This is a genomic window from Xenorhabdus innexi (assembly GCF_002632485.1).
In the GTDB taxonomy this organism is placed as follows: domain Bacteria; phylum Pseudomonadota; class Gammaproteobacteria; order Enterobacterales; family Enterobacteriaceae; genus Xenorhabdus; species Xenorhabdus innexi.
The window spans coordinates 1-13,671 of sequence record NZ_NIBU01000074.1 but is presented as its reverse complement, the minus strand read 5'-3'; the positions used below and the strand labels follow the sequence as shown (position 1 = coordinate 13,671).

The window sequence follows — 13,671 nt, the reverse complement described above, 5'->3', positions numbered from 1 at the left end:
CCGTGGTTTTGATATTAGTTTAGCGACGATTATCAGATCATAAATGAAGCCTTTTTTCTATCTAAAAATAAACGGTTATTGCTTAAGATCCTATCTATGAGAGGGCGCAAGAAGCGCACTCTGATTTAACATATTAAGCTATCTTGTGATTGCATTAAAACGCAAAAAAAAAGCTCCGCATTGGCACGGAGCAGGAATGGGTAAAAGTAGCTGGGAAATGTAGTACAGTTGTATAGTAATACCCTCCTGCTAAACACCGTTTAAATAGACACGAGAATGCAGTAATTCATTAGTGTTAATGATGAGAAACTGCATCACGTATCACATCCAGTGAAGCCGGGTTTTCGATCAGGGCAATATCATTGGGATCACGTCCTTCACAAATTGCTTGCATAGTGCGACGCAACATTTTCCCTGAACGGGTTTTGGGTAATTGAGTGACAAAATAAATACGAGCCGGGCGCCCAACACTGCCAATTTTTTTATCGACCAGATTCATCAGCGATTTTTCTAACTCTGCAAAGTGGTCTGCACTCTGAATTTCCCGCCCTTCTTTGAGCACGACGAAAGAAACAGCCGCTTGGCCTCTTACATCATCTTTAACGCCGATAACTGCAACTTCTGCAACATCTTCATGGCTGGCGATACACTCTTCTATTTCCCGCGTTCCCAGACGATGACCCGAAACATTAATCACATCATCCGAACGCCCTAGGATAAAGTAGTAACCGTCACTGTCACGGATACCCCAGTCGAAAGTAGAATAAACCTGTGGGTCGAAATGTTTCCAGTAGGTATTTACGAAGCGGTTATTATCACCATAAATAGTTTGGATACATCCCGGAGGCAAGGGACCTTTGATAACCAGCATACCTTTTTCGTTATCACCGCATTCCTGACCAGTTAGCTCATTAATTAACATCACGTTAAAACCGTACATTGGAAATCCGGTGCTGCCAAAACGTCCGGCTCTGTCATCCAGTACCCGTGCAATTGCCATAATTGGCCAGCCAGTTTCAGTTTGCCAATAGTTATCAATAACGGGCACATTAATGGTTTCAGTAACCCAACGGGCGGTATGCTCATCAAGGGGTTCACCTGCCAGATAGAGCGTTTCAAGAGAAGAAATATCGTATTGTGCAAGGTTATCTGTAGGGTATTTTTTCAGGACACGAATGGCTGTTGGTGCAGAAAACATTCTGGTAACGCGATATTTTTCCACAATCCGCCACCAAATCCCGGCATCCGGCCGGATGGGCAGACCTTCATACATAATAGTTGCCATTCCTGCGATCAGCGGAGCATAAACAATATAGGAATGTCCTACAATCCAGCCGATGTCTGATGTACAAAAGAATGTGCCACCGGCTCTGCCGCCGAAAATAATATCCATAGATGTCGCCAGTGCAACGGCATAACCACCAACATCCCGTTGTACGCCTTTGGGCGTGCCTGTTGTTCCTGACGTGTACAGAACGCAGGAAACCTCATTGGATTCGAGCCATTCCACAGGAACTTCGGCTCCCAAATGAGCCTGTCGTAAGGTGGCGAAATCCAGATCCCGGTTTTTGACCCAATTTATCTCACTCAATCCTCGGTTTACCATTAAGACATGACGAGGTGTATGCACTGCTAATTCAATGGCTTCATCCAATAATGGTTTGTAGGGGATAATTTTTCCTCCCCGGGAACCTGCATCAGCGGAAACGACCAGTACCGGCTCAGCATTATCCAGCCGGGTTGCAAGACTATGGGCGGCAAAACCGCCAAACACAACGGAATGGATGGCACCGATACGTGCGCAGGCAAGCAGGATAAACAGAGCTTCTGCCACCATCGGCATATATACCACGACACGATCGCCTTTTTTGACACCGAGAGAAAGCATAATCGCGGCTGCCTGATTGACTTCCTGATATAACTCCCGGTAAGTGAAGACCCGTTCAGTATTCGTTTCTGTTGAAACTGCAATTAATGCTTTGGCATCAGGCTGTATTTCCAGCCAGCGATCTAATGCGTTATAGCATAGGTTAGTTTTTCCGCCACAGAACCAGCGGGCAAAGGGGGGATTACTGTAATCCAGTACTTGTTCAAAAGGGTGTTGCCAGTGAATTCGTCTGGCTTGTTCTGCCCAGAAATCACTGGGTTCATCGATCGAACGTCGGTAAAAATCTTGAAATGACATAATTTCTCCTAACGAGATATTTTTCCTGACGTAATATTTTCATGATTTGTTGTCTTCAATGATCTACTGTCTTCAATGATCCAATGTAAGAATAGTGATTCAGCAACCAGAATCCCCCTGACCATGTTGTGATTAGTAGTACGGTCGAAGGATGACTGAGAGGCTCCTGCCTCTCACCGGAGGCCAGCTTCCGGCTGGACAAATTTGTTCCCGATGAATTTGTCATTCCTTTGCCTCCGCGACACACTCTGAATCTATTGGGCAGCAATAAAATTGCAGGTTAACCAACGTACAAATCGAGATATTCGTTTACTGGGATGTCTTTTATATCGTTAAGGTCAAGAGAGACTGACAGGATTTTTTGTTGCTGTTCTTCGGTAAAGCGGCGTGCCAGATTAGTTCTGAATTTTTCCAGCAATGCGGGAACACCATCGGCACGGCGGCGTCTGTGACCGATTGGAAACTCTATTATTACTTCATCAAGCTGGCTGTCATCATTAAAAGTAATCGTCAGGGCATTAGCAATAGAGCGTTTTTCAGGATCGTGGTAATCCGTTGTGAAGTCTGCATCTTCAACACAGACTATTTTTTCCCGCAGAATATCAATACGCGGATCTCCGGCAACATCATCTTCATAATCCGCAGCAGTGAGACGGCCAAACAGTAATGGAATAGCAACCATATATTGAATGCAGTGATCCCGGTCTGCCGGATTATGCAGCGGGCCTTTCTTATCAATGATTCGGATACAGGCCTGATGAGTGCGAATAGTGATTTTAGCAATATCGTCAACTGTTTTTCCCAGATCTTTCAGTTGTTGATGCAGTTGCATAGCCGCTTCAACCGCAGTCTGAGCATGAAATTCAGCAGGGAAGGAAACTTTAAACAGAATGTTTTCCATCACATAACTTTCATATGGGCGCTGGAACTGAAATGATTCTCCCCCGAACAGGACATCATAAAAGCCCCAGCCTTTAGCGGTTAATACGGAGGGATAGCCCATCTCACCTTGTTGTGCCATCAGCGCCAGACGGACGGCGCGGGAAGTTGCATCACCTGCTGCCCAGGATTTACGGGAGCCTGTATTAGGTGAGTGACGATACGTCCGTAAAGACTGACCGTCGACCCATGCAAGAGACACGGCACTTAATATCTGCTCACGATCCAGCCCCAGCATTTGTGCAACCACAGCAGTTGAAGCGACTTTTACCAAAACAACATGATCCAGCCCGACTTTATTGAACGAATTTTCCAGTGCCAGACAGCCCTGAATTTCGTATGCCTTAATCATGGCTGAAAAGACATCCCACATAGTCAGTGGCTCTTCACCGCGGGCAACAGCATTTCTTGACAGCCAGTCAGCAACAGCAAGTATTCCGCCTAAATTATCCGATGGGTGCCCCCATTCAGCAGCCAGCCAAGTATCGTTAAAATCCAGCCAGCGGATAAGCGTACCGATATTGAATGCAGCCTGTACGGGATCAAGCTCGAACTGAGTTCCCGGCACGCGTACACCATTGGGGACAACTGTTCCCGGCACAATCGGCCCCAGTAATTTAGTACAGGCAGGGTACTCCAGTGCCTCTAAGCCACAGCCTAAAGCATCTAAGAATGTATGCTGGGCGGTGATATAGGCAATGGGGGAAACGATAATGTAGTCCATTACGTAATCTACGATATCGACAATCACTTGATCGTATTCAGGACGGTTATTTACAGCGGAAGTCAGTGTTGAGGCAGGCATAGAGGTAGACATAATCAATCCTTTTGGAAAATTAGATTAAGATACTGCTTAACAAACACTCACCAACCGGTATCAACGCTTGTCAATCGGGACAAACGGCAGATTTTCCGGGCCGGTATAATTGGCTGTGGGGCGAATAATTTTGTTATCAATGCGCTGTTCGATAATGTGTGCAGCCCAGCCGGAAGTGCGGGCAAGAACAAACAGTGGTGTAAACATGGCGGTCGGAACGCCCATCATGTGATATGACACCGCCGCAAACCAGTCGAGATTCGGGAACATCTTTTTCTCATTCCACATCACAGATTCTATACGATCTGCAATGTTAAACATTTGCAGTGTCCCCGCTTCTTTGGATAGCGTTTGCGCAACATCTTTAATCACTTTATGGCGCGGATCAGAAATGGTATAAACCGGATGCCCGAAGCCAATGATGACTTCTTTTTTTTCCAGACGACGGAGAATATCAATTTCGGCTTCATCCGGTGTGTCATAACGCTGTTGAATATCGAATGACGCTTCATTAGCACCACCATGCCTTGATCCCCGCAACGCTCCGATCCCCCCGATAATGGCTGAATACATATCGGAATTTGTCCCGGCAATCACGCGGCTGGTAAAAGTCGAAGCATTGAATTCATGCTCTGCATACAGGATAAGGGAGGTGTGCATTGCTTTTTCCCACGATGCCTGTGGTTTTTGCCCATGTAGAAGATGAAGGAAGTGACCTCCGATAGAGTCATCATCAGTTTCCACCTCTATTCGGCGACCGTTATAACTATAGTGATACCAATAAAGTAATATTGAGCTGAGAGAAGCGAGTAAACGGTCAGCAATATCACGGGCTCCGGCAGGATTATGGTCTTCTTTCTCCGGCAATGTACAGCCAAGGACGGAGGCACCGGTACGCATTACATCCATTGGATGTGCGACTGCGGGCAGGGCTTCCAATGCGGCTTTAACACTGCTCGGCAGACCCCGCAGTGCTTTCAGTTTGGCTTTATAGGCTGTCAGTTCTGCACGGGAAGGAAGTTTTTCATGGATTAACAGATAGGCCACTTCTTCAAATTCGCAATGAGCGGCCAAATCAAAAATATCATAACCCCGGTAATGTAATTCTTTGCCGTTTTTCCCAACGGTACAAAGTGCGGTATTACCCGCAGTAACACCGGATAGAGCAACAGATTTCTTCGGTTTAAATGATGTTGATTCACTCGTTATATCTTGTTCATTCATGTGTATCACCTCGACTGTTTTTCTGAGCTGTTTTTCTGGGAAAACAGGGCATCCAGCCGCTGCTCGAAATCGTAATAATTGATACTTTCATAAAGTTCATTACGGGTTTGCATCATACTGAGCACATTTTTTTGTGTGCCATCGCGCCGGAGTGCAGTGTAGACTTGCTCTGCAGCCTTATTCATGGCGCGGAATGCTGACAGGGGATAGAGGGCGATAGAGACATCGGCACTTTTTAGCTCTTCAAGGGTAAAAAGTGGCGTGGCACCAAATTCGGTGATGTTTGCCAGTATTGGAACCTGTGTTTTTGCCGCAAATGTTTTATACATTTGAAGTTCTGTGATTGCTTCCGGAAACAGCATATCTGCTCCTGCTTCTATATAAGCTTCGGCTCTGTCAAGGGCTGCACTCAACCCTTCTACTGCCAGTGCGTCAGTACGGGCCATAATCACAAAATGCTCATCGTTACGGGCATCAACGGCGGCTTTAATGCGGTCTACCATTTCCTCTTTTGAGACAATCTCTTTATTCGGCCGATGGCCACAACGTTTTGCACCGACTTGATCTTCAATATGCAGTCCGGCTGCCCCTGCTTTAATAATAGACCGAACTGTGCGGGCAACATTAAATGCGGAGGAGCCGAAGCCGATATCTGCATCTACCAGAAGAGGTAAATCGCATACATCAGTGATGCGTCGGGTATCGGTCACTACATCATCCAGCGTTGAGATACCCAAATCCGGTAAACCTAATGAACCGGCTGAAACACCGCCACCGGAAAGATAAATAGCCTTATAACCTGTACGTTTTGCCAGCAATGCATGGTTTGCATTGATAGTTCCTACCACCTGTAACGGAGATTCGTCTTTTATTGCCTGACGAAAAGTCAAACCGGCAGAATAAAATCCCATATATAACTCCATTATTGTAAAAATTAAACCTGTTTGTATCAAACCATTAACAAAGCAAGGCTTGTGCCAAAAAGTAAAAATGCAGGAAAAGGGTGGGGAAGATACAGAGTGTTTTTTTATTTTGATTAATAATCAGTATGTTATTTGTATCTCTGACACAGTGTGGTTTCTGATTGTTTACTGGTTATAATATATACCTGTTTCAGATTGAATTAAAAATGTTTCATTTTTGTTTCATTTTATTTGGATGAAACACTGCGGAATGTAATCCGGTAAGAAAAAAGGAGATATATCATGCCGATACATGCTGTGGAACGTAACAGCAGTCAACCAGTTATCTGGACAGTCTCTATCTCCCGTCTTTTTGACCTTTTTCGTGACATTACACCTGAATTTGATCATCAGGCTGATATCACGCCGATTAATCTCGGTTTTGAACAGGCAGTGCAGCATATCCGTAAGCGTCTGGAAAATGAACATTGTGATGCCGTGATATGTGCTGGCTCTAATGGTGCATACCTGAAAAGCAGGTTATCAGTGCCGGTGATCATAGCCAAAGCCAGTGGGTTTGATTTTATGCAGGCATTAGCCCGTGCCCGGCAAATCAGCTCCCGTATTGGGGTCATTTCTTACCAGAACACCTTACCTGCGCTGGAGGAATTTCAACAACACTTTAATCTGTGCATTGAACAGCGCAGCTATGTAACAGAAGAGGATGCCAGAACACAGATTAATGCTCTGAAAGCGGTTGGAATTCAGGTGATTATAGGGGCTGGGTTGATCACTGATTTGGCATATGAAGCAGGGCTGGTGGGTGTTTTTGTCTATTCTGCTGAATCTATCCGACAGGCATTTCATCACGCTTTAGATATGGCCAGAATGGCCAGACTTAATCAGGCGGTGATTTCACCTTATCCTGCCGAAAATAAACTGCGGGTCCGGCATACTATCAATGATATTCGGGGAAATTCCGCTGCGATGGAAAGTGTACGAAACACCGTTATGTTATATGCCCGCTCGACAGCAACCGTATTGATTCAGGGAGAAAGCGGCACAGGAAAGGAACTGGTTGCACAGGCCATTCATCATGAATATACCCTGCGTTATGGGCAGTTAAAGAGAAAACATCCGCGACCTTTTGTTGCTGTCAACTGTGGTGCAATTGCCGAGTCATTATTAGAGGCGGAATTGTTTGGCTACGAAGAAGGTGCATTTACGGGTTCCCGTCGCGGCGGGCGGGCGGGGCTATTTGAAGTTGCACACAGGGGAACTTTATTTCTGGACGAAATAGGCGAAATGCCCCTACCGTTACAGACCCGGTTATTAAGAGTGCTGGAAGAAAAATCGGTTGTCAGAGTCGGAGGGTATCGTCCGATTGCTGTTGATGTCCGTATCATTTGCGCTACCCACGTTGATTTGGATCAGTGGGTACGGGAAGGGCGTTTCCGTGTTGATCTGTTTTATCGTTTAAATGTATTGCGCATTAATCTTCCGGCGTTAAGGGAGCGGGGAAACGACATCAGTATGCTGGCACAGGAATATTTTCGGCGGACATGCGCGACGCTTAATTTACCTGTTTCACCGGCAAGAATGCATGAACTTTCTCAGTGTGATGCGATATTACAGTCTTATCACTGGCCGGGGAATGTGAGAGAACTGCGTAATCTGATGGAAAGAATAGCCCTCTATATGAGCGTTAATCCTGAACAGATATTAACTCCAACATTAATATTGTCGCTTTCTCCTGAGCGCCGGATTGAGAGTAGTGCAATAAATACGATGAAAACAGTAAAAACTTCATCCCACGCTTTTACTGAGAATTTACCCTCAGGGAATGATATTTCATTGCATGATATTGTGGCTCATTTTTCAGGTAATCGGCAGGCAGCCGCAGAATACCTGGGGATCAGCCGTACGACATTATGGCGCAGACTAAAGCAGGAGCAGGGTAAAAATTAATAAACCCCCTATCTGAGATAGGGGGATAATGCGATTTTACTTATTCAGAATAATACGCCACATACCTGAATAATTATCGCAGTGCCAGCTTCCTTCTAATATTCTTCCATTATCAAATTGGTGCAGAGTTGCTCTACTATTTTCTCCATCATCACCTTTTAATTCCCAATGGCCTTGGGAACGCTCTTCACCAATATATTTAGTGATTATCGTGTTGCCGTTATCATCTTCGTCTTCATAAGATATAGTCAAATATCCATTTGAAAAATTGGCAGAACAGCGAGAACCAGTTTCAGCCTCGCGATCGTAATAAAGTATATCCATTTGACTGTTTGAGTATGATTCCATGTTAGTAATTCCCTATTAATTTCTTATTTTCTAATAAACTAGCATATCGTTGCATATCGATATTGCCTCCGCTCAGAATAATACCGATGCGCTTGCCCTTCAATTGTTCCCGCATCGCTCTGGCTGCCGCAAAACCCAGACAGCCTGTCGGTTCAACAACTGTTTTCATTCGTTCTGCCAGAAAATGCATCGTATCAACCAGTTCCTCATCTGAGGCTGTCAGAATATCTGTCACAAGATGGCGGATGATAGCAAAATTATGCTCACCTAAATGGGGAGTCTGCGCGCCATCTGCAATAGTTTTTGGCGTATCAATATAGACAATTTCACCTTTCCTGAAAGATTGTTGTCCATCATTGCCTGCCTCTGGTTCAACACCAAAGACCTGACATTTAGGTGATAACTGAGCAGCAGATAATGCCGAGCCGGATAACAGACCTCCGCCACCAAGCGGAACAAACAGGCTATCCAATTCACCGACCTCTTCAAACAGCTCTTTGGCTACTGTTCCTTGCCCTGCAATAATATGCGGGTGATCGTAAGGTGGGATTAAAGTCAGCCCGTGTTTTTCTGCCAGATTACGGCTTATTGCTTTGTTATCTTCCGTATATCTGTCATAAAAAACAACTTTACCGCCATAACCCTTTGTTGCCTCAACTTTGGCTTTAGGTGCATCGTGTGGCATCACAATTGTGGCCGGGATATTGAGCGTTTTGGCTGCTAAGGCAATGGCCTGAGCATGATTACCGGAAGAGAAAGCAACAACCCCTGTTTTTTTCTGTTCATCACTAAATTGAGATAATGCATTCATTGCGCCACGAAATTTAAATGCTCCCATTCGTTGGTAGTTTTCACATTTGAAATAGACTTCAGCATCAAATATCTGATTAACGGTATTTGAGGTAAAAACAGGGGTCTTGTGGATATAAGTTTTAATACGGGAATGAGCTTCTGAAACATCATAATAATCGGGAAAAAACTTCATTACTTAAATCTCCTGAGTTATATAATCCTGTGGTATCCAGCCTGTCTCACCACACTCTTTGTGAGCCCAGAACCAACCATTCAATAAATTTTCCAAATAGAGTAATTCGCCAGCTTTTACAGTTAATTCATGAGCAATATAGTCTTCTGTACATATTGCCCGGTTAACCTGAGTAAAGCGCAGGATTTGCTGTGGAACCCAGCCACTTATTTCTGATTTATCCATTGTCCACACCCAGTAAGGGTACTCTATATCACAGTGGCTGACAGAAACGATATCACCAGACTGTAATCGGATTGGAGTTGGATAAGCGCTGGTGTAGTTCTTGATTACAGTACCTTTCCCAAACATACTTTCTCCTAAATTGATATCTGCCGTTTGCAGGCAATGACTCAAAACTCATAAGATATATACTCAATGGATTTCAACATGTGCTTCAAGTAACAAGGAGGTCACTTGAAATACGAAGAGTACAAATTAATTTAGCAGTTGAGGTAATAATTAGCGATTATACAGGGGAGTAAACTATATATCTATTTGACTTTAGAGGTAATCAATTAAACATAGATAAATGGAGGGTGTGATTTAATTTCATAATCACACTATTAATTTTAAAAATTTATTATTTTTTGAGTGATTTCTTTTCTTGAATTTAGTGAATTAGTTCTTTGATGATATGAAAATATTTATATCTACAATTTCTTTATTATTTCACAATGAAAGGTTCCATCATATTAAATTGTGTTTTGTATTTTTGAAAATTAAATTATTAATTTATCTGGATTGTAATTTAATATTTTTTATTGTGATAAAAATGTCTTATTGGCGAGTGTTTTTTGATGTTTTAGCTTTATATTATTTTGCTATTATATAAGCCGTAATTCGATTGTGAAAAAAACGCACGCCAAATGTTATATTTTTTGTGTAATAAAATACGCTAATACCATAAATAAATGAGGTTACTATAATGTCTAAGATGATTGATATAGTAGTGGGTATAAGAACCGAAGATATTATGCATGATTTTGGCAAACTTAGCAAAGATATTAACAACCCTGTTTCACTTTGGTCTGCGGATATTTTCAAAAAATATATCACCTATCTTCCTGAGGATGACAAACTTGCATCAGTTAATAGCGCAGGTAATTTAGTCATTAAATGTGATGTTGGTGATATGCTTCGCGTAAAAGTAATGACATTAAATATGAATTTAGATTACTCAGTTGCGCTAATGAAATTAGATCCAATGATGAAAGTCATGCAGGATGACATGATGACAATGATAGACCCTCACAAGGTCATACAGGGCATGGAATATATTCCGGTTGTTGACGTAAGAAACCCATTAGATGTTGATATGCAGGCCGTCAGAAGTTACTACTGGATGAGTAAAGTTAATATGATACCTGCTAATGGTACTATGCGCACAATGTATTATGAGTGTATTGTAGGAATTTACAAAGAAGGTATGTTGCAGGGTTATATTTCTGCTGAACCTGCTCTTATCATGGATAATAGATAACTCTCATACAGAAACACTGAATAAAATTTATGGGCTGTGCAATGCACAGCCTTATTCATTTCAGATAAATAATAAGTGAGGGAATTATGTCCGGTGATAATCAATCAGATATTTCCACATCAGAAACAGAATATAAAGTAGTGCTTGATATTACTCTCGGTGCTGGGGAATTTAATTTTCCTTATCCAGACATAGAGTCGGAAAACATGCACTGGGGATACAATAGTAAAGCACAATCAGACCAGAATAAACCTCCTTTTGGCGAATTATCTGTTATCGAAAATAATACCCCCCTTGATGCCGATAAAATAGGATTTTTCTATTGGTCAGAAAGATCATTCGCAGGTTCTCCCGGTGGTTTTCTTTTATTTAATGCTCATTCTTATAACAACCAGAAGAGCTTTGATAGCATGGTAGACTTATTTTATAATAAATATCTTTATGTAACAGTTAATGGTATCACTTACAAACTTGGGAAATATTCAAAAATTTTAGTCGGCATTTCCATTGTACATAATTATAATATTACTTACGACTATATAGCTAAATCTATTCCTGATGCGAAGGGATTAGGAAATATCTTGAAAGAAACAGGGGAAACTAAACGCTTTTGTTTTAGATGGTGTGATAATTAAGCTGTTCATAGTGACAGAATATCATTTTATGACAAGTGGTCAATTTTTATTGATCACTTTAAATTCCATTATTTAAAGTATCATTATTTAATTAGATAGATTAAGGTAATTCATAAATATCAGAACAGAAAAATAACAAACATGGTTACGTACTCAATCTGTACACAATGGCAAGTAAACGAGTTGGTTACTAAAAGAGCATAAAATGAAGCAACAAAAGCAAAAAACTTGATTAAAACAGGTAGAAAGAGATATGATGCAGGCGTTTCAGAAACATCTGAAACAAGTAGTAAAATGCCCTCTTAGTTAAATGGATATAACGAGCCCCTCCTAAGGGCTAGTTGTAGGTTCGATTCCTGCAGAGGGCGCCAAACGAACATCTCTCATGGTCTATTCAAGTAAATTAAATCCTGTAAAATCAACTAATTTTCTAAATCTCTCATCTATCGAAGTCTCGTGGCGTCTTTCTAAATCTCTACAATTTGTTGTGTAGTTTTTTGTATAGAAATTCCCTCTACAATTTTTCTATACAATATTGAGTGGGTTATGAAGCTAACAGACTTAGTAATCAATGGTTCCAAAGGCTAGCGCTATCGCTATTAATTCGCGGGCAAAACTAAAATGATCGAGGAGCCACCGAAAAATTCTGGAAGGTTTGCCAGCGCTGTGGCGATATGCAATAGTCACAGGGAGAGCTGAATATAATCCCGCCCCTGATTTCGTGTATGCCTTTGCTCCACATAAAAAAGAACATTATTCATTTTTAACTGCTGGCAGGAGTTATTGCGTTAACCACTCAAGGGAATGGATAAAAGAATATTGGCTTTAGTTTTAGTGAGTAACTAATGGTTAAGAGTTATTCGCTTGTTATTGGGTTGGAATGGGTTTATCAGTTTAAACAATCTTTGTGATAATCACGTTAAAAACCGTGGAGAGAATGATGAAAACATATCTTTTTTGCCTGATGACAGGTGCTACTCTTTTAGCCTCTATACAGGTCTATGCTTTTTCTACAGAAACTTATTCTGTTCCTACCCACCCTGAATGCCAAAAATACGATATCAATAGTCCAGAATGGGCAGAATGCATGATCGATGAGGGAGTATGTTCTCGAACACCGGACGGTGATTTTATCTGCAATTAATTAGCAGGGCGGCAACATACCTCCACCCTCTTATCATTCACTCACACTCCAGAATTATTTTCTTTGGGGTATGGGTTCTCTGAATGTCTATTAATTATCAATTAGTTACTTAGATATGGTGAAAATCATCACGGTTGATTTATGTGCTGGACAAAAGAAATAAATGCTCTGTTTTTCAAGTTCCTATTTTGTGCACATTTCTTGATAGAGTAGCAAAGTCTGATTTTCGGGCGTTGCCCATGTTTAGGGAATTTGCGATGAGTCTCCAAAATCGGTGGCTCCTTAATTTCAAGGAGTCCTTACACTATGCAAGGCTGGAAATTAAAGGTGTGAAATCCCGCTCTTAGAATGCTGTATTTCATCAGTCCTCTGACAAATTCTATTAATTCCCCACCTGTCATTTTGCCATCAAAATATACACCCCATCAAAATTAGCCATGCCGTACTCTCCAAAATTGATGGAACCCATTTTATTGATGTTCACAGGCCGCGCGATCCGGTTGAAGAGGAAGAAATCGGACTCATCGCCAATAAAACCGATAACCATGCGGCATTGTGGCAGTGCATATGGTCGCGCACTGATCTGAAAGAACCCTGTTCCATTGCCCTTGTGCGTGATGATTTAAGGCGATGGGAGTGAATGTGAAAAATTTCAGCCGTTGGTTAACCAAGTTAGAACATGACGGACTGATTACCCGTAACGGGCAGGAACTCGCCCTTGTTAACCAGAACAATGAAGATTAAAAAGTGAGGAGAAAAATGAGGAGCAGGTGAGGCGTTACTCTTTTTTCTGGCAGGTAATTTTTCAGATCTCCGTGTAATCGGGTTAATGTATTAGCTCGGTTACACGGAGAAGGCAAGCGCAGCGCGTCAGTGATACCCTAAAAATTCGCGTCTAACTTGTATACCCATCGTAATTGAAGCTGCTTGATTTTTCCTTCCTATCAGATCAAGATTGTGTCCATGAAAATTACCCTGACAAATGCCCAAAAAGAAGCCCTC

General features: G+C 42.2%; 12 protein-coding genes, 1 tRNA gene and 1 pseudogene. 6 read left to right on the top strand and 8 right to left on the bottom strand.

Features of this window, described 5'->3' with window-relative positions:
* Positions 1–295: 295 nt before the first annotated feature.
* The 5 genes from Xinn_RS17880 to prpB form a co-directional block, all read right to left on the bottom strand.
* On the bottom strand, positions 296–2,185 hold the full coding sequence (locus tag Xinn_RS17880) for a propionate--CoA ligase (protein WP_086956004.1): 1,890 nt from the start codon (positions 2,183–2,185) through the stop codon (positions 296–298).
* Positions 2,186–2,240: 55 nt separating this feature from the next.
* A complete protein-coding gene (locus Xinn_RS22185; RefSeq protein ID WP_169923609.1) occupies positions 2,241–2,411 on the bottom strand; it encodes a hypothetical protein in 171 nt (56 codons plus the stop codon).
* A 54-nt stretch (positions 2,412–2,465) separates the two neighbouring features.
* On the bottom strand, positions 2,466–3,929 hold the full coding sequence (locus tag Xinn_RS17875) for a bifunctional 2-methylcitrate dehydratase/aconitate hydratase (protein ID WP_422646005.1): 1,464 nt from the start codon (positions 3,927–3,929) through the stop codon (positions 2,466–2,468).
* 72 nt (positions 3,930–4,001) lie between these two features.
* A complete protein-coding gene (gene prpC / locus Xinn_RS17870) occupies positions 4,002–5,165 on the bottom strand; it encodes a bifunctional 2-methylcitrate synthase/citrate synthase (protein WP_086956005.1) in 1,164 nt (387 codons plus the stop codon).
* A 5-nt stretch (positions 5,166–5,170) separates the two neighbouring features.
* A complete protein-coding gene (gene prpB, locus Xinn_RS17865) occupies positions 5,171–6,076 on the bottom strand; it encodes a methylisocitrate lyase (RefSeq protein ID WP_086956006.1) in 906 nt (301 codons plus the stop codon).
* Positions 6,077–6,370: 294 nt separating this feature from the next.
* Here prpB and prpR point away from each other — a divergent pair, with 294 nt between their 5' ends.
* Entirely contained in the window at positions 6,371–8,035 is a 1,665-nt protein-coding gene (prpR, locus tag Xinn_RS17860) for a propionate catabolism operon regulatory protein PrpR (RefSeq protein WP_086956007.1), read from the top strand.
* Between the two features lie 36 nt (positions 8,036–8,071).
* Here the strand turns inward: prpR and Xinn_RS17855 are convergent, their stop codons facing one another.
* From Xinn_RS17855 to Xinn_RS17845, 3 genes are read right to left on the bottom strand one after another with little or no spacing between them, the layout of a single operon-like run.
* The gene (locus Xinn_RS17855) at positions 8,072–8,383 is read right to left on the bottom strand and encodes a hypothetical protein (RefSeq protein WP_086956008.1); all 312 of its coding nucleotides are present in this window, start codon (positions 8,381–8,383) and stop codon (positions 8,072–8,074) included.
* A gap of 1 nt (position 8,384) precedes the next feature.
* The gene (locus Xinn_RS17850) at positions 8,385–9,368 is read right to left on the bottom strand and encodes a threo-3-hydroxy-L-aspartate ammonia-lyase (RefSeq protein ID WP_086956009.1); all 984 of its coding nucleotides are present in this window, start codon (positions 9,366–9,368) and stop codon (positions 8,385–8,387) included.
* Positions 9,369–9,371: 3 nt separating this feature from the next.
* Positions 9,372–9,719, bottom strand: coding sequence for an SH3 domain-containing protein (locus Xinn_RS17845; protein ID WP_086956010.1), 348 nt, complete (start codon positions 9,717–9,719; stop codon positions 9,372–9,374).
* A gap of 616 nt (positions 9,720–10,335) precedes the next feature.
* Here Xinn_RS17845 and Xinn_RS17840 point away from each other — a divergent pair.
* The 5 genes and pseudogenes from Xinn_RS17840 (at position 10,336) to Xinn_RS17820 (ending at position 12,669) form a co-directional block, all read left to right on the top strand.
* On the top strand, positions 10,336–10,890 hold the full coding sequence (locus tag Xinn_RS17840) for an AidA/PixA family protein (RefSeq protein WP_086956011.1): 555 nt from the start codon (positions 10,336–10,338) through the stop codon (positions 10,888–10,890).
* Between the two features lie 86 nt (positions 10,891–10,976).
* The gene (locus Xinn_RS17835; protein ID WP_086956012.1) at positions 10,977–11,525 is read left to right on the top strand and encodes a DUF7823 domain-containing protein; all 549 of its coding nucleotides are present in this window, start codon (positions 10,977–10,979) and stop codon (positions 11,523–11,525) included.
* A gap of 296 nt (positions 11,526–11,821) precedes the next feature.
* Positions 11,822–11,896 (top strand) — tRNA-Arg (locus tag Xinn_RS17830).
* Positions 11,897–12,145: 249 nt separating this feature from the next.
* Positions 12,146–12,294, top strand: a pseudogene (locus tag Xinn_RS22890) (integrase); the annotation flags it as partial.
* 171 nt (positions 12,295–12,465) lie between these two features.
* A complete protein-coding gene (locus tag Xinn_RS17820; RefSeq protein ID WP_086956013.1) occupies positions 12,466–12,669 on the top strand; it encodes a hypothetical protein in 204 nt (67 codons plus the stop codon).
* Positions 12,670–13,671 lie beyond the last annotated feature (1,002 nt).

Bases quoted from the DNA above. Each gene is read 5' to 3' on its own strand.
- Xinn_RS17880 (WP_086956004.1), bottom strand. From the start codon at position 2,185: ATGTCATTTCAAGATTTTTACCGACGTTCGATCGATGAACCCAGTGAT.
- Xinn_RS22185 (WP_169923609.1), bottom strand. From the start codon at position 2,411: ATGACAAATTCATCGGGAACAAATTTGTCCAGCCGGAAGCTGGCCTCC.
- Xinn_RS17875 (WP_422646005.1), bottom strand. From the start codon at position 3,929: ATGCCTGCCTCAACACTGACTTCCGCTGTAAATAACCGTCCTGAATAC.
- prpC (WP_086956005.1), bottom strand. From the start codon at position 5,165: ATGAATGAACAAGATATAACGAGTGAATCAACATCATTTAAACCGAAG.
- prpB (WP_086956006.1), bottom strand. From the start codon at position 6,076: ATGGGATTTTATTCTGCCGGTTTGACTTTTCGTCAGGCAATAAAAGAC.
- prpR (WP_086956007.1), top strand. From the start codon at position 6,371: ATGCCGATACATGCTGTGGAACGTAACAGCAGTCAACCAGTTATCTGG.
- Xinn_RS17855 (WP_086956008.1), bottom strand. From the start codon at position 8,383: ATGGAATCATACTCAAACAGTCAAATGGATATACTTTATTACGATCGC.
- Xinn_RS17850 (WP_086956009.1), bottom strand. From the start codon at position 9,368: ATGAAGTTTTTTCCCGATTATTATGATGTTTCAGAAGCTCATTCCCGT.
- Xinn_RS17845 (WP_086956010.1), bottom strand. From the start codon at position 9,719: ATGTTTGGGAAAGGTACTGTAATCAAGAACTACACCAGCGCTTATCCA.
- Xinn_RS17840 (WP_086956011.1), top strand. From the start codon at position 10,336: ATGTCTAAGATGATTGATATAGTAGTGGGTATAAGAACCGAAGATATT.
- Xinn_RS17835 (WP_086956012.1), top strand. From the start codon at position 10,977: ATGTCCGGTGATAATCAATCAGATATTTCCACATCAGAAACAGAATAT.
- Xinn_RS17820 (WP_086956013.1), top strand. From the start codon at position 12,466: ATGAAAACATATCTTTTTTGCCTGATGACAGGTGCTACTCTTTTAGCC.